The following is a 19,863-nucleotide window of genomic DNA, read 5'->3' as shown; positions in this document are numbered from 1 at the left end:
GGGTCAAGATGTTAGGCCCAAGCGATGAGCTTATACTTTAAAAATTAAGCTGTTGGTCCGCCAAGCTCTTCAATCTCAGGTGATACGCTTGAGAATTTTTTGAAGTTAGTGCGGAATTTTTCTGCAAGTTCGGTAGCCTTTGCTTCATACGCAGCCTTGTCAGCCCATGTTTTGCTTGGCTGAAGCACTTCATCAGGTACGCCAGGTACGTGGGCTGGAATCTCAAGGCCAAAGAAGCTGTCTTTAACAGTTTCAACGTTTGTTAACTCACCTTCAAGTGCAGCCTGCACCATCGCACGGGTATAAGCAAGCTTCATACGGGATCCTGTTCCGTATTCTCCACCGGTCCAGCCAGTGTTAACAAGATAGACCTTAGCGTTGTGCTCATCGATTTTTTGTCCGAGCATTTCCGCATAACGAATAGCCGGGAGCGGAAGGAATGGAGATCCAAAGCAAGTGGAGAAAGTTGCTTCTGGGGAAGTAACTCCACGCTCTGTACCTGCAAGCTTGCTTGTGTACCCGCTCAAGAAGTGGAACATTGCCTGCTCTTTTGATAGCCTGCTGATTGGAGGCAGAACTCCAAATGCATCAGCTGTAAGGAAAATAATTGTATTTGGGTGCCCTGCAAGGCTTGGATTAACAATGTTATCAATAGCCTGGATTTGGTAGGCAGCACGGGTATTTTCCGTTAAAGAATTATCATCATAATCAGCTTCGCGTGTATGTTCGTGGACAACCACGTTTTCCAGAACAGCACCAAAACGGATAGCATCAAAGATTTGCGGCTCTTTTTCACGTGAAAGGTTAATGCACTTCGCATAGCAGCCGCCTTCAATATTGAATACTCCATTTGAAGACCAGCCGTGCTCATCGTCGCCAATTAGCTTGCGGTTGGAATCGGCTGATAATGTAGTTTTCCCTGTTCCGGATAATCCAAAGAAAAGGGCTACATCTCCTTCTCTGCCCACGTTTGCTGAGCAGTGCATAGGAAGGATATCATTTTCTGGAAGCAAATAGTTCATGATTGAGAAAATGGATTTTTTCATTTCACCAGCATATTCTGTACCGCCGATAAGAACGGTACGACGTTCAAACGACACGATGATGAATGTTTCTGATGTTGTTCCGTCGACAAGAGGATCTGCTTTGAAATCAGGTGCTGAAATTACAGTGAATTCAGGATTGTGAACGCTTAATTCTTCTTCAGTTGGGCGAATGAACAACTGGTGAGCAAAAAGGTTGTGCCAAGCATATTCGTTAACAACCTGGATCGGAAGGCGATGTTTTTCATCTGCCCCTGCAAAGCCTCTAAATAAGAACACTTCATCTTTTAGCTGCAAGTGCTGGATCACTTTTGTATAAAGATTGCAAAAAACTTCTTCTGAAATCGGCTGGTTGACTGAGCCCCAGTCGATCTTGTTTTTTGTGGATGCTTCTTCAACGATATATTTATCCTTTGGCGAACGCCCAGTATATTTGCCTGTTTCAGCCTTTACAGCGCCGGTAGAGGTCAGAACACCTTCCTTACGGTTTAGCACCTTTTCAACTAGCTGTGGTACAGATAGCTGCACATTTACGTTGTTTCCAGATAATAATTGGTGCAGCTCATTTGAAATATCGACGGAATTCATCTATGAGATACCTGCCTTTTTGGATGATTTTAAGTTTTTAGCTTCTTAAATAGTATAACACATTAAACTGATTAGTCTATACTATTTGTGTCTTAATTTGTGAAAATTTTGCATCAATTTTTAAAGTTAATAATTCATTTTAAATAGTAATACCCGGAAAGTAAATTCTTTTTATTTTCAAAAAATCTGCCATAATAAATTTATTCAACCCAAAGGTGTGGTAACTGATGAAAGATATAGCGCTCTATGACAGAGAATGCATACTTTGCCAGAAGACAAAAAAAATGCTTACGCGTTTTGACTGGCTTTCCAAAATAGAATGGGTGTCTTTGCAGGAATATGAAAAACACAACAAAGTGAACGTATATAATAAGAAGGATTTAAGAAGAGAGCTTCATTTACTGGCAGGGGAAAATAAGGTTTATAGAGGTTTTTTTGCCGTACGGAGAATGATGATCAAATGCCCGCCATTGTTTTTGCTGGGAACGCTTTGCTATCTTCCATTCGCCCCACTGATAGGCAAACCTGTTTACCGATATATTGCCGAAAGAAGGCACATTATTTTTCGCTCAAACTGCAGTGATGGCAAATGCTCTATTTAAAAAAGTTAAGGTTAAATTATTGACATTTTTCGATATTTTACGGTATGATTCTACCTTGTACGGATTCTCTTATCCCGAGTCGGTGGAGGGACAGGCCCGATGAAACCCAGCAACCTGCCAGAAGTATAGATGATCTTAAGGAATCAATTGCGAATAAATGATGCAACCTAATCATTAAAGTGATTAATTTTATTAAGCATTTGCGGTTCTTCAGGCGAAGGTGCTAACCTGATGCAAGGCTATAATAAGCCCTTGAACGATAAGAGCGAAAGGCTAGATGTAAGTTAACAACCTTTCCTCACTATTTCAAGGAAAGGTTTTTTTGTATGCAATCCGCAAATGGCCAATACATAACGCCGTGATTGCCGCTTGGAAAAAATCTGCATCTTGAATCGGATAAGACTTTTGGAAACGAGTTCCGTCAAAACGGGGGAAGAGGGAAACGCATATGATGGAGTTATTACCACATGTGTTTTTTCGTTCTAAACCACAAAAAATATTATCTTCTTTAGGAGGCAAATAAGATGTCTAAAAACCGTCGTCTATTTACTTCTGAATCTGTAACTGAAGGTCATCCGGATAAAATTTGTGACCAGATTTCAGATTCAATCCTTGATGCAATCCTTGCAAAGGATGCAAACGCACGTGTCGCTTGCGAAACGTCCGTTACAACCGGTCTTGTACTGGTTGCGGGAGAAATCACAACTTCTACTTATGTAGACATTCCTAAAATTGTTCGTGAAACAGTCAAGAACATTGGCTATACTCGGGCAAAGTACGGCTTTGATGCTGAGACTTGTGCAGTATTGACTTCAATCGACGAGCAATCTGCTGATATCGCTATGGGTGTTGACCAGGCGCTTGAAGCGCGTGAAGGAATGATGTCCGATGAAGAAATCGAAGCAATCGGAGCTGGGGACCAGGGCTTGATGTTTGGATTTGCCTGCAATGAAACGAAAGAGCTTATGCCGCTTCCAATTTCATTGGCTCACAAACTTGCACGCCGCCTGACAGAAGTACGTAAAGAAGAGATTCTTCCTTACCTTCGTCCAGATGGCAAAACTCAGGTTACGGTTGAGTATGATGAAAATGACAAGCCTGTGCGCATTGACACAATTGTTATTTCAACTCAGCATCACCCTGAAATCAGTCTTGAGCAAATTCAGCGAAACCTTAAGGAACACGTAATCAACCCGGTAGTTCCTGCAGAATTGATCGATGAAAATACTAAGTACTTTATCAACCCGACAGGCCGCTTTGTTATCGGAGGCCCTCAGGGCGACGCAGGTTTGACAGGCCGTAAAATCATCGTTGATACTTATGGCGGTTATGCACGCCACGGAGGCGGTGCATTCTCCGGTAAAGATCCTACAAAGGTTGACCGTTCTGCAGCTTATGCTGCCCGTTATGTAGCAAAAAATATTGTGGCTGCCGGCCTTGCGGATAAAGTTGAAGTTCAGCTTGCTTATGCAATTGGTGTTGCTCAGCCTGTTTCCATCTCTGTTGATACATTTGGAACAGGAACAGTAGGGGAAGATATTTTGGTTGATCTCGTCCGCCAAAACTTTGATTTACGCCCAGCTGGCATTATAAACATGCTTGAGCTTCGCCGCCCAATCTACAAGCAAACAGCTGCTTACGGACATTTTGGCCGCAGTGACGTTGATTTGCCTTGGGAGCGCACAGATAAAGCAGAAGCTCTTAAAAATCAGGCTGCAAATGCTTAATTTTTGCATAAAAGATGAGATAGAGTAATTTTCACAAAAAGAGGGAAGAGGGTACTAAATGTATCCTCCTCCCTTTTTCTTTTATTGTTTAGGCTCTGTTAATCTTGGCTGTTGATTTCCGTTCGGATCAACATAGCGGCAAAATTAACAATGAGCTTTAATATAGCCATTGTTTAAACAATTATTTGTTCCTTTGAATAATCCATTTAAACATAGGGCCTGATGGTTAAAATACCGCTTTCATTCATATCTTAATAAAAACAAATTATTTTTCTGGATAAGCGTCTACAAGTATGGGTCACAAGGTTCCGCCGCTTTATAATATTGTGCTTTTTCCGCATATTCACGACAGATTCTTTCCATATCCCTTTTATCCTCATCGGTTAGGGAGCGGATCACCTTTGCGGGGCGACCAAATGCAAGTGTGTTCGGAGGGATCACTTTCCCTTGCGGAACGAGGCTTCCAGCTCCTATAAAGGCACCTTCCCCTATTTCTGCTTGATCAAGGATAATAGAGCCCATCCCGATAAGTGCACCTTTTTTTATTTTACAGCTATGGAGGATAACCTGGTGTCCTACTGAAACTTCGTCTTCGATAATTAGCGGGTTGTTGGGACTCTGGTGAAGGACACAATTATCCTGAATATTAACTTTTTTTCCAATAATTGTGGAGGCCACATCCCCTCGGATTACGGTATTGAACCAGATGCCTGACTCGTCTGAAATCTTTACATCACCTGTGATGACTGCATTATCAGCAACATAGCAGCTCGGTGCAATTTCCGGTTTTTTATCTTTATACGGATAGATGATCATTGATTCAAACCCTTTCTTTCCAAACTGTATTTTATGTATTGGCAAGGTTACTTATAGTGTAACTTGAATAATAAGAGCTGAAAATACCATTTGGCTGAGTTTTTATATAAAATAAAAAATACTATGAAACGTTTTTTTTGAAGGAGGAATTCGCATGTGGAAATACGAGGCGGAGGGCAATGCCAGGGCTGTAATAGTGATAATCCATGGGGCGATGGAACATCATGGCCGTTATAAATGGCTTTCCCAGATGTGGTGTTCTGCAGGTTATCATGTTATTGCAGGGGATTTGCCTGGCCAGGGAATGACCACCCGTTCGGGAAGAGGCCATATCGATTCCTTTGATCAATATTTAGATGAAATTAAATTATGGATTGAAGAGGCTTTCACCTATGATCTGCCTGTCTTCCTGCTTGGACACAGCATGGGAGGATTGATCGCGATCAGGACGCTTCAGGAAGAACAAATAAATTTGGCTGGTGTGATCCTATCCTCACCGTGTCTTGGATTGGTCACTGCTCCTTCTAAAACACTGGAGGCTGTTTCCTCTGTCCTTAACATAGTTTTCCCTAAGCTGAGAATGGATTCTGGCCTTACGATTGATATGGCTACAAGAAATGCCGAAGTAAAGGAAATGGATGTCAACGATACCCTATATATTACAAAGGTATCTGTGAGGTGGTACAAAGAGCTTACAGCTGCGATAAAGGAAGCCTTTGAAAGGATTCCGGATTTGCAGGACGTACCTCTGCTTCTTATGCAGGCTGGAAATGATTTGATTGTGGATAAAAAAATGGTCAGGGAATGGTTTAATTATACTCTTTGCAGTGAAAAGCAATATAAAGAGTGGCCGGAACTGTACCATGAAATATTTAATGAGTCAGAGCGGGAAGATGTTTTTCAATATGCTTTATCGTTTGTCGAAACCCGGCTCAAGACGCTCGGCTATATTATAAAGTGAGGTGAAAAAATGACTGTTCCTACTAATCCGCTCACGCTTATGAAAAAAGTGTACCGTGGTGTATTTCCGGTCGTACACAGTGAGCTGGCCTTTTGGACGGACCGTGCAAAACAAATACCGGATCCGGAATTAAGGAAACAGGCTTTGGCTAGTATTGGGTCGAAAACATTTCATTGCGAAGGCGGGGCAATTCTTTCCCTGCTTGCAGAAGACAATAAAGCTGAAGCTATTAAATTTATCGTAGCGTATCAAACCATCAGCGACTACCTCGATAACCTATGTGATAGAAGCACCTCGATGGATCCCGAGGACTTCAGGGCACTTCATCAATCAATGGAGCATGCACTGGATATCGATGCAGTTCCAGTAAATTATTATCGAAAAAGGCAGGAGCAGAATGATGGAGGCTATTTAAAGGATCTGGTTACAACCTGCCAGGAAATGCTGCGCATTAACCAGCATTACCACGAAATTTCTCCCTTTCTTAACGAGCTATGCTCCTATTACTGCGATTTGCAGGTACATAAGCATGTTATTGTAGAGGAGAGGATTCCACGGCTGAAAATGTGGTTCAATTCCTATAAGCAAGATTTGCCCTCAATGACATGGTATGAATTTTCCGCTTGCTCAGGATCAACTCTGGGAATATTCTGCCTTGTTTCCTATGGTTTGCGGAAAGATTTTGAACCTCGAAATGCTACTGAGGTGATGAGCGGTTACTTTCCGTATATTCAAGGACTTCACATCCTGCTTGATTATTTTATCGATCAGGAAGAGGATAGGGATGGGGGAGACCTCAATTTTTGTTTTTATTACAAAAATGAGGAAGAAATGGTTGACCGGCTTTCTCATTTTGTGGAAAAGTCAGCACAGCTTGTGGACAAACTTCCGCACCCCCGTTTTCACAAATTGATTCAAAGAGGATTGCTTGGTCTATACTTATCAGATAGTAAGGTTCGTAATCAAAAAAGCGTCAGGTCCCTTTCAAAACGGATGATCCGGCTAGGCGGCATGGAATCATTATTTTTTTACTTGAATGGCAAAGCATATCGCAGCCTGCAAAAAACGATGGCTTCAAGCAGGATTGTTCTTTCTTCGGCGAAGTAAAATAAAACCCCTTGTCAATGCGTTCACTGACAAGGGGTTTTAAGGTTTAGATCCATTTATTTTCCTGTAAAAAAATCATTACCGTTTTTCAAGTGCCACAATAAAGGGCGGATTATTCGCCTGATTGATAAATCGATATTGAAGTACATGGGCTTTATCCTGTGGGAGTGAAGCCGCGAATTCTAAGATGGCATCGCGTTCGACTGTTCCCTCCGGATGGCCATGGTAAATCACCAGGACGATGATCCCTGCTGCTGCCATGACCTCCAAAAGCTGTTCAATTGCTGTGATGGTTGTCTCCGCCGCGGTCACGATTGACTTGTCTCCGCCTGGTAAGTATCCAAGATTAAAGATTGCCCCTGTTACTTTCCCGTGATATTTTTCAGGGATTTTATCTTTAATATGTTCATGTCCAGCCAAGAATAGGGTACATCTTGAATTCAGCCCCCCGGACTTTAGCCGCTTTTCTGTTTCTGTAACAGCCTGGTCCTGAATATCAAACCCGTAAACATGTCCGGATTCACCGACTAAATTAGCCAAAAACTCTGTATCGTGGCCATTTCCCATTGTGCCATCCACGGCGATATCGCCAATATTTACGGCTTTCTGGAGCAGCAGCCGCGCGAATGGAAGGATTCTATCGAGCTTCATTTGTTTCTCTCACACCTTCAGAAAGATAGTATTTACCTTGCCAGCTTCCACGCCTCTTAAGCTCTGCGTCAATAGCGTTTAGTACTTCCCATTTATTTACACTCCACATGGGCCCAATCATCAGTTCAATCGGACCGTCTCCTGTTATGCGGTGAACAACCATTTCTGGAGGAATGATTTCCAGCTGATCGCATACAAGGTTTACATAATCATCAAATTGTAAAAACTCAAGCATGCCTTTTTCATATTGCTTTACCATTGGGGTACCTCTTAAGAGGTGAAGCAAATGAATTTTGATTCCCTGAACATCAAGCTTGGCGACTTCCCTGGCTGTTTCCATCATCATTTCTGGAGTTTCAAGGGGAAGGCCGTTAATGATATGGGAACATATGCGGATGCCATGTTTCCTGAGCTTTTTAACCCCCTCCGCATAGCATTGAAAATCATGTGCCCGGTTAATTAGTAACGCAGTCCGTTCATGTATAGTCTGAAGTCCAAGTTCTACCCACAGGTATGTTCTTTGATTTAATTCTGCCAAATACTCAACTACATCACCAGGGAGGCAGTCAGGTCTCGTTGCAATAGAAATCCCGATAACGCCCTCTTGCTTCAGCACTGTCTCATATTTTTCTTTTAATACATCAAGTGGGGCGTGTGTATTGGTAAACGCCTGAAAGTAGGCCATATACTTGCCATCTTTCCACTTTTTATGCATTTTTTCACTGATTTCTTTAAATTGTGTTTCGAGGTCCTCAGCGCGATTTCCGGCAAAATCACCTGATCCTGCTGCACTGCAAAAAGTACAGCCTCCATGGGCTACGGTGCCGTCACGATTGGGGCAGTCAAATCCGCCATCAAGGGCAACTTTGAAAACCTTATGCCCAAAGGTTTCCCGCAAATGATAATTCCATGTGTGATATCGCTTATTGTCTGCAGCATATATAAATGATTTCAAAAGTCAGATCCTCCGATCGAATAAAATCCCTTATTTGAAATTTTTAGAAATGCAGAGCATGTAGCAGCTCTTAATTAAAACCAAAACAAAATGAGAAGTTATAAATTGTTCCTCAACAGCCAGTGGTATTTTATCATGAACAATGATGTTATCCAATTTCTTTTCTGTGCGGCAGGAAAATAATATGCAGGGAACTGTACAAAATAAAGGGGAAGATGATTTTTCATCTCATATGCTTTGAGGAGGGGACAGCAATGGCAACCAGGGAAGCAGTCGAAAAATGCCTGCAGCACTGTGAGGCAACTCTCCAGAATGCCCACGAACACTTTGAAGAAGGATCCATTCAGCAGCATTACAATGAGACAGGCTATTCAAACTCTCAAATGGAAATACAATCAGCGCTAAATGAGCTGGAAAAACTTTCGCAAAGTGCGAATGACCAGCAGCGCGAAAGGCTATACAGAATGAGTTTGCAGCTGCGGCAGCTGCAAAACCATATGATCTTGCTTGATCATTAACAAAGAGAGGTTTAAATGCAATCTGGCTTCCTGCTTAAAGGAGTCTCAGACTGTAGACAAACTCGATGAAATCGAGTTTGCCTGCAGTTATTTTTTTTATTTGGCCTGATAATGGGGTCTGTTGATTTCCGTTCCAGGCGCTTCGCTTTCCGCGGGGCGGGCGGTGAGCCTCCTCGTCGCATGCTCCTGCGGGGTCTCACCTGTCCCGCTGCTCCCACAGGAGTCTTCGCGCCTTCCACTCCAATCAACTGGCTTTTAAACGTTTACAATGAAATATTCCTATCTATTATAAAATTGATATATAAAATGATTGGGGTGACAAAGATGCTTTCGAAAAACAATCCTATAAAGCCCATTTCTCGGCCTTTCCATGTCCAGTTTTCCATCGTCATTAAATTAATGGCAGCGAAAATAAGCCTCGCCTGCATCGACAATTTTTTAAGTCCCCTTAACGTTTATCCAACGCATGCCATGCTTCATTTGCGACCCCACAGGGAAACGCAAAGAAACGATCGAACGCGTATCGCAGATGCAATAGAAATAATAAATAAATGCTAAGAGAAGTCAATTCATCTCAAAATAAGAAAAAATAGAAATAATCACTAAAAAGGGGTTCGAATGAGACCATTCCGAACCCCTTTTGTCGACAATCTGCGACTTCCTACTTAAGGGAGTCTTTTTGTTATCGTTCGAAACATTATAGGGCATTCGGCAGTTTATTTGCTGGTAAGTACCGATTTGGATCATCCGACACAATTTACCATTCTGGTGTGGAAATAATGTATTGCAACTTAAAGTGAAAACCACTAGAATTATTCTGGCCGACGAAAATAAGGTAAGTAATCTTTTCGGCTAACAAGGAAAACGTTGGGTACCAGAAAATTAATCACGCGAAAAAAGGCTACTACAGCCTATGATTGTTTAAATGCGGCACATATCTTCATTGCTGGTTTTCAACGGTAATTGGCGCCGCTTTCGTATTGATACAGTTCTAAGGATTAATGTGCAGTGAACTACAAGTTCTTTAAAGAGACTTATACTTGAGAGGGGACATAAATATGCCTCGAGCTTTATGGCTTCTTATTATCGGGATGGCAGTCAATGTAACTGCGTCTTCTTTTTTGTGGCCTCTTAATGCAATTTATATACATGAGCATCTTGGTAAATCATTATCTGTTGCGGGGCTTATCCTGATGGCAAATGCACTGGCTAGCGTAGCAGGAAATCTTGTCGGAGGAGGTTTGTTTGACCGGATAGGCGGTTATAAGACGATATTAATTGGTACGGCCATCACCTTATTATCTTTGGTGGGGCTGACAGTTAACCATGATTATCTTTATTACATTGTTTTTCTGACTATTTCAGGATTTGGGACCGGAATTATTTTTCCTGCCATATATGCAATGGCTGGGTCAGCTTGGAAAGAAGGGGGCAGAAGAGCTTTTAATGCGATTTATGTAGCCCAGAATCTGGGGGTAGCCGTTGGCTCTGCATTGGGCGGCTGGGTTGCTTCGTTTTCATTTGATTATATTTTCACGGCAAATGCAGGTTTATTTTTCGTGTTCTTTCTTATTGCAGTTTTCGGCTATAAAGGGATGAATGGCCAAAGTTCAAAGCAGACGGTATCTTTCAATGAGCAAAGAACGGTTAAAAACAATTCGAAAATATATGCCCTTTTTCTGCTGTGCTTCGGGTATTTTCTCTGCTGGATTGGCTATGTTCAATGGCAATCCACCATTTCTGCATATACCCAGGAAATCGGGATTTCGCTTAAGCAATACAGCTTACTCTGGACAATTAATGGTGCACTAATTGTGGCAGGACAGCCGCTTGTAAACATATTGATCAAATTAATTGCGAAGACCATGAAAATCCAGCTCATTCTGGGTATGGCGATTTTTATTATTTCTTTTTCAGTTGCAGCCAATGCCTCAGCTTTTGCAGGCTTTTTAACAGCGATGGTTATCCTGACAATTGGCGAGATGTTTGTCTGGCCAGCCGTTCCGTCCGCGGCAAATGAGCTGTCCCCAAAAGGCAAAGAAGGGTTTTATCAAGGAGTTGTTAACAGTACCGCTACCGGAGGCAGAATGATTGGACCGCTGCTAGGCGGGTTTTTGGTGGACAGCTACGGAATGGGAATGATGTTTATTGTTCTCTCGGTTCTGTTTGTTGCAGCCATTGGAACGACGCTTATTTATGACCGCTGGATGAAAACAGATGCTGCAGAACCAAAAGTGGTTTCTGCAGTAAAATAAAGCATGTAGGTATTAATTAAGTTGTCTCTCATCCGATTTTTAGGGTGGAGACTTTTTTTGTTCATTATGGGAAATCTGTTTTATCCCAATCGGGCTATGCCCCTAACAGTCGGATTAAGTGCTTAAACGGCAATTTAAGAGAAAAGGTGAATAATTGTACGAACACGAGCCACCTTTTTGCATCAAAAACTTGATTATCTTTTTTAGGACTCCTGCATCTTCCAGCTGCAAATTAAAAAACCGGCTATGCTTAAAGGCTAGCCGGTTTTGCACTGCATTAAAATTATCTTCATCCCAGCAAAAAAATTCAATCTACCACCAGATAGGCCACCATAGGCCCCCCGCTGCCTATTTCCAAATGTGTGTCACAAATTAAACGATAGGTTCCTTCTTTCTTAAACAGAAGGGGAATGACAGTTTCCTCACCTTTCTTTACAACACCTTTAATATTAGTTCCTTCAATATGAAATGGATGCTCGCTGCCGTTTACACCTAAAATTTTTAACGTTACTTGCTGATCCTTGGGAATGACTATTGTGCCGGGATCCCACCTATAGGCTTCAAGCTCTTTTCCGTCTTTGACGGTTGTCTTGTATTCTCCTGTTACCATATTGATTTCATAGCTTTGACCTGAAGCTTCCGTACTGGCGGTTTCCGCTGTTTTCGGGAATAAGTAGTACCAGCTGCTTATGTTTACACCTAATGCAATCACAGCCAATGCTATAAAAAGCCATTTTCTTCGGATAATTACAAATTTCATAATTTGTCCCCCTTATTCTTGTGTTAATAATCTATATGTTACCGAAAAAGAATTCTTGTCCCAAACACGCTAAATAAAGAACTTTTTTCAGAAATTATGCATATAAAAGTAAAACTCAGCTGATAATGTACTATAACTCTTCTTGCAATCGCGGGAGAAATTGACTAGAATATGCTATATAATGACATAATTTTTAAAAGCCATGACAAGGAGCAGTAGCGGTTTGATCCCGTTTTAGAGAGTTGACGGAAGGTGCAAGTCAACCGGGAAGACCTGTGAACTCGCCTTTAAGCTGCAGGCATGAACAAAGAGTAATGCTTGCCGGTTTATCCACGTTACGGATCTCGAGTGGGGCGTGAAATTTGCGCCAACTAGGGTGGTACCGCGGGAAGATATATACATAATCCTCTCGTCCCTTATTGGGATGAGGGGTTTTTATTATTCCAAAAATAATATAGAATGCCGTTTTATCAGGTAATGGGCAGGTCTTAGCCTGGTAAAAGGCGCTAGAGGATCACAAACTTAGGAGGAAACAGATATGAGTTTCGATCATAAAACAATCGAGAAGAAGTGGCAGCAATATTGGGAAAGCCATAAAACATTTAAAACAAACGAAGAGAGCGGTAAGCGGAAGTTTTATGCGCTTGACATGTTTCCTTATCCATCCGGAGCTGGTCTTCACGTTGGCCATCCCGAAGGCTACACAGCAACCGATATTTTATCCCGCTTAAAAAGAATGCAAGGATATAAAGTATTGCACCCGATCGGCTGGGATGCATTCGGTCTGCCTGCGGAACAATATGCGCTGGATACGGGGAATGACCCTGCTGAATTCACTGAGAAAAACATTGATACATTCCGCCGGCAAATCAAATCATTGGGCTTCTCTTATGATTGGGACAGAGAAGTTAATACAACAGACCCAAGCTATTACAAATGGACACAATGGATCTTTTTAAAGCTGTATGAACATGGTTTAGCATACATTGATGAAGTGGCAGTAAACTGGTGCCCGGCATTAGGCACTGTATTGGCTAACGAAGAAGTTATCGATGGAAAAAGTGAGCGCGGTGGACACCCGGTTGAGCGCCGGCTAATGAAGCAATGGATGCTTAAGATCACTGCTTACGCGGACCGCTTATTGGATGATCTGGAGGAAGTGGATTGGCCAGAAAGCATCAAGGAAATGCAGCGCAACTGGATTGGCCGTTCTGAAGGCGCACAGGTTACGTTTGCAATTGACGGGCAGGACGAAAGCTTTACTGTATTCACGACTCGTCCTGATACATTATTTGGGGCAACTTATGCAGTACTATCTCCTGAGCATCCTTTTATTGGAGAAATCACCTCACCTGAACAAAAAGCTGAAGTAGAGGCATATGTTGAAAAAGTTAAAAATAAAAGCGATCTGGAAAGAACAGATTTGGCAAAGGATAAAACAGGGGCATTTACCGGGGCTTATGCAATCAATCCGGTTAATGGCGAGAAGATGCCAATCTGGATTGCCGATTACGTATTAATGAGCTATGGTACTGGAGCCATTATGGCTGTTCCGGCCCATGATGAGCGTGACTACGAGTTTGCAAGAAAATTCGATTTGCCGATAAAGGAAGTCGTAGCTGGCGGCGATGTCGAGAAGGAAGCCTATACTGGCGATGGGGAGCACGTTAATTCCGGATTTCTGGATGGCTTGAAAAAAGAAGAAGCAATTAAGAAAAGCATTGAGTGGCTTGTTGAAAAAGGCATTGGCGAAAAGAAAATCACTTACCGCCTGCGCGACTGGCTGTTCAGCCGCCAGCGCTATTGGGGAGAGCCAATCCCAATTATCCACTGGGAGGATGGTTCGGCAGAACCTGTCAGTGAGGACCAGCTTCCATTGGTGCTGCCTAAGACGAAGGAAATCAAGCCTTCCGGAACAGGTGAATCACCGCTTGCCAATATTGAAGACTGGGTAAATGTAACGGATGAGAACGGCCGGAAAGGGCGCCGTGAAACGAACACAATGCCTCAATGGGCAGGCAGCTGCTGGTACTTCTTGCGCTATATTGATCCAACGAACGAAGAAGCGCTTGCCGATGCTGAAAAATTAAAAGAATGGCTTCCGGTTGATATTTATATTGGCGGTGCAGAGCACGCTGTCCTGCATCTTCTATATGCCCGCTTCTGGCATAAATTTTTATATGATATCGGAGTGGTTCCAACGAAAGAGCCGTTCCAAAAGCTGTTTAACCAAGGGATGATTCTTGGTGAAAATAACGAAAAGATGAGTAAATCAAAAGGAAATGTTGTAAATCCTGATGAAATCGTAAATTCCCATGGTGCAGATACACTTCGCTTATATGAAATGTTTATGGGTCCATTGGAAGGTTCAATTGCCTGGTCTACGAACGGACTGGATGGTTCCCGCCGCTTCCTTGACAGGGTATGGCGTTTGCTTGTCGATGATAATGGATCCATCACTGCTAAAATCAGCGATAAAGATGATAGCGGCAAATTGGAAAAGGTCTATCATCAAACGGTGAAAAAAGTAACCGAGGATTATGAAGGAATCCGCTTCAATACGGCCATTTCCCAACTGATGGTGTTTATTAATGAGGCTTACAAGGCAGACGCTCTTCCAAAGGCTTATGTGGAAGGATTTACAAAGCTATTGTCACCTGTTTGCCCTCATATTGCTGAAGAGCTTTGGGATTTGCTTGGCCATAAAGAAAGCATCGCTTATGAAGCGTGGCCGGCCTTTGATGAAGCAAAAATTGTTGATAACGAAGTTGAAATTGTAGTTCAGGTTAATGGAAAAGCAAAAACTAAACTGATGGTGCCTACCGATACACCAAAGGAAAAGTTAGAGGAAATCGCAATGGGCGATCATGTTATTAAAGAACAGATTGACGGCAAAACAGTTCGTAAGGTTATTGCCGTTCCTGGCAAGCTTGTAAATATCGTAGCCAACTAATAAAGCATATATTTTTTGAGAAAAGCTCCTTCACAGGGGCTTTTCCCTGTAATGGAGTGGTTATACTGGTATAGTTGTATATGTTGTTTGATATAATGTGATACATAACCATTTGATGAGGTGATTAATATGGATGAAATAAAGCAAATTTCTACTGAAGAGCTTGAAAAAAAGCTGGAGGCCGGTGAGAAATTACTTCTTGTTGATGTGCGTGAGGATGAAGAAGTGTCACAGGGCATGATCGAAGGGGCAGAACATATTAGAATGGGTGATATCCCAGCCAATCTGGACCGGCTAGATAAAGACAAGGAATACATAGTCATTTGCCGTTCAGGGGGCAGAAGCACAAATGTATGTCATTACTTGCAGGACCAAGGCTACAAAGTAGTGAATATGACAGGCGGAATGCTGAACTGGCAAGGAGAAGTAATCGTAAAATAAGTGATTAAATTAATCAGAATCGGTCAATGCTGAAAATAAAAAAGGCAGGGAGAGACCGTGGTTCAGGTAAAACTGTTTGATTGCGAACATGAAAAAGATTTGGAATCAGAGATTAATTCATTTTTGAAAAAAATTGATGAAGATAATCTTATTGATATTAAATTCAATGTCGCAACTATAAATGAAGAACAGAATGAACAGATTTATTGCTTCAGTGCAATGGTCATCTATAACAAGTAGGATCGGGGTTCAGACCCCTAGTTGTCAAAAAAGCAGTGTTCGGTATTTTTCCCCCGGACACTGCTTTAATATTTTCTAATTTAACCCCCGGCTGTAAATGGCTGCATTTTTCCCGGCGAGCCTGCCTGTTACGAGTGCAGATGTAATGTTATAGCCGCCTGTATAACCATGGATATCAAGAATTTCGCCGCAAAAATAAAGCCCTGCCATCAATTTAGATGCCATTTCCTTTGGATGGATTTCCTTTACAGAAACCCCTCCTCCTGTAACAAATGCTTTCTCGAGAGGCAATGTTCCATTGACCGAAAAAGTGAAGCTTTTACAAAGCTCCGAGAACTGGCGGATTTTTTCATTCGATACATTAGCTCCCTGCTCTTGAAGGTCAATCCGGCTTCGCTCTAGGAGAAAATGCAGATAGCGTTCCGGCAGAATTCCTTTTAAAGTATTCTTGATCGCTTTTTTTGGTTCTGCCTTGATTTCCTTCATTATTATTTGAAAGAGTTCTTCTTTATTTTTATCAGGCACAGCGTCTATTTTCATCGTAACCCGGGCCAGATCCCACTTTTTCATCGCTTTTACAACAAACTGGCTGCAGCGGAGAACAGCTGGGCCTGAAATGCCAAAATGGGTGAACAGCATGTCCATTTGATGGGTGATCAATGGCTTGCCCTTTGGGTTAAGCACGCTAAGAGCAACATCTCTCAATGCCAAGCCCTGTAGGTTTTTTTGCTTAATGAATGCTTCATCCGATGTAACGGGAACTTCCGTTGGAAAAAGATCGGTTATCGTGTGGCCGGCCTTCCTTGCCCATGCATAGCCATCGCCTGTTGATCCGGTATGGGGAACCGATTTTCCTCCAACTGCGATAATAACAGCGTCCGTTTCAAAATATTGCCCGTCCCTCATTCGGACACCTGAAGTTTTACCGTCTCTATATTCCACGTCCGCTGCCGGTGAATTTGTAAAGATCTTAACCTTTAATTGTGAGAGGCGGTCTATCAGTGCATCCACTACACTCTGTGCCTTATCGGTAACCGGAAACATCCTTCCATGGTCTTCTTCCTTCAGCTCAATTCCAAGCTTCTCAAAAAATGCAATAATATCTTCATTGCTAAATTCCGAAAAGGCGCTGAACAGGAATCGTCCATTCCCGGGGATATGCTTAATGATTTCATCGATAGATAGCCGGTTTGTTACATTACAGCGTCCTCCTCCTGAAATAGCGAGCTTGCGCCCGAGTTTATCGCCTTTATCAACCAGCAGTACCTTTACCCCTTGTTCCCCGGCCGCAATCGCAGCCATCAAGCCTGAAGGGCCGCCCCCAATTACAATCACATCATATTTCATAAAATCACCATCTTTAACCTAGTCTATTAAGTGTCTCCATTATATAGCATTCTGGAACGAATGAAAAAAATGCATACTGGCAGTACCTAATTAAAATTGTAAATCTCGAATAAAAGGAGTAAACTTACAATTGTGCTTTTAGAAGGCCAATAGGCAATTTTGCGGGCCTTAGATGGGCCAGAGTGTGCATGTGAAACGTATTTGAAATCATCTGGGATGGGATATTATGTCGTCTAAATTGCTGCGAGGCACTTTTATTTTGACAGTGGGAATGATGCTGTCCAAAGTGCTTGGATTAATATATGTTATACCGTTTGACGCGATTGTCGGGGAAAAGGGTGCGGGTCTTTATTCTTACGCGTATGTTCCGTATACCATTTTTATAAGTATAGCTACAGGCGGATTGCCTTTGGCTGTTTCAAAGTTTGTGGCAAAGTATAATGCGATAGAAGAATATGCGGTGGGTCAGAAGCTTTTTAAGTCAGGCTTGAAGATTATGCTGATAACAGGATTCCTTGCATTCCTTATATTGTTTCTTAGCGCCCCGGCTATAGCAGCTGCCATATTGGAAAACAGGAAGGAAGGTTTTACTGTTGAAGACGTGACAACCGTTATCCGAGCCGTCAGTTTTGCGCTTATATTAGTACCGTTTATGAGCTTGATACGAGGATATTTCCAGGGACATCAATCTATGGGACCAACGGCCATTTCGCAGGTTGTTGAACAGCTGGTGAGAATCGTCTTTTTGCTGGGCGGTGCACTTGTGGTTATGAAATTTCTTGATGGCAATATCGTTACGGCTGTCAGTGCAGCAACGTTCGCAGCCTTTACAGGTGCCATCGGGGGCCTTATTGTTCTGCTTGTATATTGGAAGAAAAGAAAAGCCGATTTGGATGATCTTATTAAGCAAGATAAAGGGACAATCGATGTTTCTTTAACGGACATTTATAAGGAAATTCTGTTATACTCCATTCCTTTTGTATTTGTCGGAATTGCGATGCCCCTTTTTCAGCTGGTAGATGTATTTACATTTAACAGAGCAATGGGTTCAATCGGTTTGGGAGGCGATGTGGCTGACCGTGCATTTGGAATCCTGAATGTTCAGGCCCAAAAACTTGTAGTCATTCCCATGACATTAGCAACTGCCTTTTCTATGGGACTTGTTCCTGCAATAACAAAAGCTTTTGCAGCCGAAAAGATGGATACATTCAGTACACAAATGAACCAGGCTTTTCAAATCCTTTTATTTTTGACCATTCCTGCCGTTGTAGGTATGGCATTGCTGGCTTCACCGGTATATTCAGCCTTTTACGGATACAGTGAAATTGGAGCTAAGGTTCTGGAAGCATATGCTCCAGTTGCAATCCTGTTTGCTTTATTCTCTGTAACTGCGGCAGTTCTGCAGGGCATTAACCAGCAAAAATTTACTGTCCTGAGCTTGCTGGTCGGATTGCTGATTAAATTGAGCGTTAATATCCCGCTCATTAAAGCATTGGAAACGGAAGGATCTGTATATGCCACTGCGTTAGGTTATCTTGCAGCATGTCTTATCAACATGTATGTGATTTACTATTTTACTGGATACAGCTATTCACTAGTTCTAAGGCGGACGCTATTGATGGGGATATTTGCAGGGATTATGGCGGCATTTGTGTTAGGTGCAGAAAAGCTTTTGGGCCTTGTACTTAATCTTCACCATCAGGGGCAGGCTGTAATTGTTATCACTATCTGCGCGGGCATTGGAGCACTTGTCTACTTCGCCTTCTCGTTAAAATCAAAGCTGGCCCACCGGCTGTTTGGCAGCAGAATTGAAAGCTTCCAGAAGAAGCTTAAACTTAGAGCATAATTACTTTTGAAAGGCCATCCAAAAAGGTGGCCTTTTTTAAAAAATAAGAATGTTTACTTTTCTATCAAGTACAGATGTCCAGCTCCGACGCACAGGACAAGGAAAGCTAGGGCAGTGTTACATCGAACGAAACAAAGCTTATAGCTTTGTGAGGACGCGCTAGTGCCAACGTTGCCACAGGACGAAGGTGGTAACACGATCTAAGTTACAACACTGGCGAACTTAGCCGTTCTTCCTCTAACAAGGGCGCTTGTGCTTTTCTAAATCGGAAATAATAATCATAAGGGGGAATAACAAGATGCGAATCGACAAATTGCTCGCCAACGTCGGATATGGAACGAGAAAAGAAGTGAAAAAGCTTCTAAAAACTGGTGCCGTGCTTGTTAATGAAAAGATTGTAAAGGATGCGAAGGAGCATGTAGATCCCGAAAGTGACATGGTGACAGTCCATGGCGAACAGGTGGAATACCGGGAGTTCATTTATTTAATGATGAATAAACCTCCTGGAGTGCTTTCAGCGACAGAGGATAATTATCAGGAAACAGTCATTGATATGCTGGAACCGGAGGATGCTGTGTTTGAACCGTTTCCTGTTGGCAGGCTTGATAAGGATACAGAGGGGCTATTGCTGATCACGAACGATGGTCAATTGGCACATCAGCTGCTCTCGCCGAAAAAGCATGTGCCCAAGACTTACTTTGCGGTCATTGAAGGAGAAGTGACGGAACAGGATATCGCTGATTTCAAACAGGGGGTAACCCTGGATGATGGCTATCATACAAAGCCAGGAAAACTTGTCATAATCAAATCCGGGCTGCGGTCGGATATTGAGCTGACCATAATGGAAGGAAAGTTCCATCAGGTTAAAAGGATGTTTGAGGCGGTTGGAAAGAGAGTAGTGTATCTAAAGCGGATTTCAATGGGAAGCCTTGAGCTTGATCCAGAATTGGAGCTTGGTCAGTACCGGGAATTGACGGAGGATGAAATTGAATTTCTTAAAGCAGGCGGCACTTCCTCCGATCATTAGTAACTTTCGACGATCCTGCCTTTAGT

At 42.5% G+C, this 19,863-nt stretch carries 17 protein-coding genes, 1 pseudogene, 1 riboswitch and 1 other annotated feature; of the genes and pseudogenes, 11 read left to right on the top strand and 7 right to left on the bottom strand.

Features of this window, described 5'->3' with window-relative positions; all coding sequences use genetic code 11:
• Positions 1–44: 44 nt before the first annotated feature.
• Positions 45–1,631, bottom strand: coding sequence for a phosphoenolpyruvate carboxykinase (ATP) (gene pckA / locus CVD28_RS25830; RefSeq protein WP_101597536.1), 1,587 nt, complete (start codon positions 1,629–1,631; stop codon positions 45–47).
• Between the two features lie 227 nt (positions 1,632–1,858).
• Between pckA and CVD28_RS25825 the strand changes: the two genes are divergently transcribed.
• Both CVD28_RS25825 and metK read left to right on the top strand, forming a co-directional pair.
• On the top strand, positions 1,859–2,233 hold the full coding sequence (locus CVD28_RS25825; RefSeq protein ID WP_101597535.1) for a thiol-disulfide oxidoreductase DCC family protein: 375 nt from the start codon (positions 1,859–1,861) through the stop codon (positions 2,231–2,233).
• 66 nt (positions 2,234–2,299) lie between these two features.
• Positions 2,300–2,499, top strand: a riboswitch (SAM riboswitch).
• Between the two features lie 258 nt (positions 2,500–2,757).
• A complete protein-coding gene (gene metK / locus CVD28_RS25820) occupies positions 2,758–3,960 on the top strand; it encodes a methionine adenosyltransferase (RefSeq protein ID WP_101597534.1) in 1,203 nt (400 codons plus the stop codon).
• 285 nt (positions 3,961–4,245) lie between these two features.
• On the opposite strand, the gene CVD28_RS25815 is transcribed toward metK, so the two are convergent.
• A complete protein-coding gene (locus CVD28_RS25815) occupies positions 4,246–4,773 on the bottom strand; it encodes a gamma carbonic anhydrase (RefSeq protein WP_101597574.1) in 528 nt (175 codons plus the stop codon).
• A gap of 157 nt (positions 4,774–4,930) precedes the next feature.
• On the opposite strand from CVD28_RS25815, the gene CVD28_RS25810 reads away from it, so the two are divergent.
• The gene (locus CVD28_RS25810) at positions 4,931–5,737 is read left to right on the top strand and encodes an alpha/beta hydrolase (RefSeq protein ID WP_101597533.1); all 807 of its coding nucleotides are present in this window, start codon (positions 4,931–4,933) and stop codon (positions 5,735–5,737) included.
• Positions 5,738–5,746: 9 nt separating this feature from the next.
• Positions 5,747–6,844: a tetraprenyl-beta-curcumene synthase family protein gene (locus CVD28_RS25805; protein ID WP_101597532.1), complete on the top strand. Its 1,098-nt coding sequence runs from the start codon at positions 5,747–5,749 to the stop codon at positions 6,842–6,844.
• Between the two features lie 78 nt (positions 6,845–6,922).
• Here CVD28_RS25805 and CVD28_RS25800 read toward each other — a convergent pair whose 3' ends face one another.
• A complete protein-coding gene (locus tag CVD28_RS25800) occupies positions 6,923–7,495 on the bottom strand; it encodes a class I SAM-dependent methyltransferase (RefSeq protein ID WP_101597531.1) in 573 nt (190 codons plus the stop codon).
• On the bottom strand, positions 7,482–8,450 hold the full coding sequence (locus tag CVD28_RS25795) for a TIGR01212 family radical SAM protein (protein WP_101597530.1): 969 nt from the start codon (positions 8,448–8,450) through the stop codon (positions 7,482–7,484). Before CVD28_RS25795 ends, CVD28_RS25800 begins: the two co-directional genes overlap by 14 nt.
• A gap of 254 nt (positions 8,451–8,704) precedes the next feature.
• On the opposite strand from CVD28_RS25795, the gene CVD28_RS25790 reads away from it, so the two are divergent.
• Positions 8,705–8,968, top strand: coding sequence for a YtzC family protein (locus tag CVD28_RS25790; protein ID WP_101597529.1), 264 nt, complete (start codon positions 8,705–8,707; stop codon positions 8,966–8,968).
• A 263-nt stretch (positions 8,969–9,231) separates the two neighbouring features.
• On the opposite strand, the pseudogene CVD28_RS28990 reads toward CVD28_RS25790, so the two are convergent.
• Positions 9,232–9,445, bottom strand: a pseudogene (locus CVD28_RS28990) (hypothetical protein); the annotation flags it as partial.
• Positions 9,446–10,026: 581 nt separating this feature from the next.
• Here CVD28_RS28990 and CVD28_RS25785 point away from each other — a divergent pair.
• A complete protein-coding gene (locus CVD28_RS25785; RefSeq protein ID WP_101597528.1) occupies positions 10,027–11,223 on the top strand; it encodes an MDR family MFS transporter in 1,197 nt (398 codons plus the stop codon).
• A gap of 307 nt (positions 11,224–11,530) precedes the next feature.
• Here the strand turns inward: CVD28_RS25785 and CVD28_RS25780 are convergent, their stop codons facing one another.
• The gene (locus CVD28_RS25780) at positions 11,531–11,983 is read right to left on the bottom strand and encodes a cupredoxin domain-containing protein (RefSeq protein ID WP_101597527.1); all 453 of its coding nucleotides are present in this window, start codon (positions 11,981–11,983) and stop codon (positions 11,531–11,533) included.
• Between the two features lie 193 nt (positions 11,984–12,176).
• Positions 12,177–12,403: a binding site (T-box leader), on the top strand.
• 118 nt (positions 12,404–12,521) lie between these two features.
• On the opposite strand from CVD28_RS25780, the gene leuS reads away from it, so the two are divergent.
• From leuS to CVD28_RS25765, 3 genes are all read left to right on the top strand, one after another.
• A complete protein-coding gene (leuS, locus tag CVD28_RS25775) occupies positions 12,522–14,936 on the top strand; it encodes a leucine--tRNA ligase (protein ID WP_101597526.1) in 2,415 nt (804 codons plus the stop codon).
• Positions 14,937–15,065: 129 nt separating this feature from the next.
• Positions 15,066–15,377: a rhodanese-like domain-containing protein gene (locus CVD28_RS25770; RefSeq protein WP_101597525.1), complete on the top strand. Its 312-nt coding sequence runs from the start codon at positions 15,066–15,068 to the stop codon at positions 15,375–15,377.
• Between the two features lie 57 nt (positions 15,378–15,434).
• Positions 15,435–15,617, top strand: a complete 183-nt coding sequence (locus CVD28_RS25765) for a sporulation protein Cse60 (protein WP_101597524.1) — start codon at positions 15,435–15,437, stop codon at positions 15,615–15,617.
• A gap of 75 nt (positions 15,618–15,692) precedes the next feature.
• Here CVD28_RS25765 and CVD28_RS25760 read toward each other — a convergent pair whose 3' ends face one another.
• The gene (locus CVD28_RS25760) at positions 15,693–16,964 is read right to left on the bottom strand and encodes an NAD(P)/FAD-dependent oxidoreductase (RefSeq protein WP_101597523.1); all 1,272 of its coding nucleotides are present in this window, start codon (positions 16,962–16,964) and stop codon (positions 15,693–15,695) included.
• 226 nt (positions 16,965–17,190) lie between these two features.
• Here CVD28_RS25760 and CVD28_RS25755 point away from each other — a divergent pair, with 226 nt between their 5' ends.
• Both CVD28_RS25755 and CVD28_RS25750 read left to right on the top strand, forming a co-directional pair.
• On the top strand, positions 17,191–18,810 hold the full coding sequence (locus tag CVD28_RS25755) for a putative polysaccharide biosynthesis protein (protein WP_101597522.1): 1,620 nt from the start codon (positions 17,191–17,193) through the stop codon (positions 18,808–18,810).
• Between the two features lie 298 nt (positions 18,811–19,108).
• The gene (locus CVD28_RS25750) at positions 19,109–19,837 is read left to right on the top strand and encodes a pseudouridine synthase (protein WP_101597521.1); all 729 of its coding nucleotides are present in this window, start codon (positions 19,109–19,111) and stop codon (positions 19,835–19,837) included.
• The last annotated feature ends 26 nt before the right edge of the window (positions 19,838–19,863 follow it).

The sequence above is a fragment of the Bacillus sp. M6-12 genome (genome assembly GCF_002860285.1).
In the GTDB taxonomy this organism is placed as follows: domain Bacteria; phylum Bacillota; class Bacilli; order Bacillales; family DSM-1321; genus Peribacillus.
Note: the sequence above shows the minus strand (reverse complement) of the source record. Positions and strands in the feature narration are given on the sequence as shown.

Excerpts from the sequence above, each read along its gene's own strand:
- pckA (WP_101597536.1), bottom strand. The coding sequence starts at position 1,631 with ATGAATTCCGTCGATATTTCAAATGAGCTGCACCAATTATTATCTGGA.
- CVD28_RS25825 (WP_101597535.1), top strand. The coding sequence starts at position 1,859 with ATGAAAGATATAGCGCTCTATGACAGAGAATGCATACTTTGCCAGAAG.
- metK (WP_101597534.1), top strand. The coding sequence starts at position 2,758 with ATGTCTAAAAACCGTCGTCTATTTACTTCTGAATCTGTAACTGAAGGT.
- CVD28_RS25810 (WP_101597533.1), top strand. The coding sequence starts at position 4,931 with ATGTGGAAATACGAGGCGGAGGGCAATGCCAGGGCTGTAATAGTGATA.
- CVD28_RS25805 (WP_101597532.1), top strand. The coding sequence starts at position 5,747 with ATGACTGTTCCTACTAATCCGCTCACGCTTATGAAAAAAGTGTACCGT.
- CVD28_RS25800 (WP_101597531.1), bottom strand. The coding sequence starts at position 7,495 with ATGAAGCTCGATAGAATCCTTCCATTCGCGCGGCTGCTGCTCCAGAAA.
- CVD28_RS25790 (WP_101597529.1), top strand. The coding sequence starts at position 8,705 with ATGGCAACCAGGGAAGCAGTCGAAAAATGCCTGCAGCACTGTGAGGCA.
- CVD28_RS25785 (WP_101597528.1), top strand. The coding sequence starts at position 10,027 with ATGCCTCGAGCTTTATGGCTTCTTATTATCGGGATGGCAGTCAATGTA.
- CVD28_RS25780 (WP_101597527.1), bottom strand. The coding sequence starts at position 11,983 with ATGAAATTTGTAATTATCCGAAGAAAATGGCTTTTTATAGCATTGGCT.
- leuS (WP_101597526.1), top strand. The coding sequence starts at position 12,522 with ATGAGTTTCGATCATAAAACAATCGAGAAGAAGTGGCAGCAATATTGG.
- CVD28_RS25770 (WP_101597525.1), top strand. The coding sequence starts at position 15,066 with ATGGATGAAATAAAGCAAATTTCTACTGAAGAGCTTGAAAAAAAGCTG.
- CVD28_RS25760 (WP_101597523.1), bottom strand. The coding sequence starts at position 16,964 with ATGAAATATGATGTGATTGTAATTGGGGGCGGCCCTTCAGGCTTGATG.
- CVD28_RS25755 (WP_101597522.1), top strand. The coding sequence starts at position 17,191 with ATGTCGTCTAAATTGCTGCGAGGCACTTTTATTTTGACAGTGGGAATG.
- CVD28_RS25750 (WP_101597521.1), top strand. The coding sequence starts at position 19,109 with ATGCGAATCGACAAATTGCTCGCCAACGTCGGATATGGAACGAGAAAA.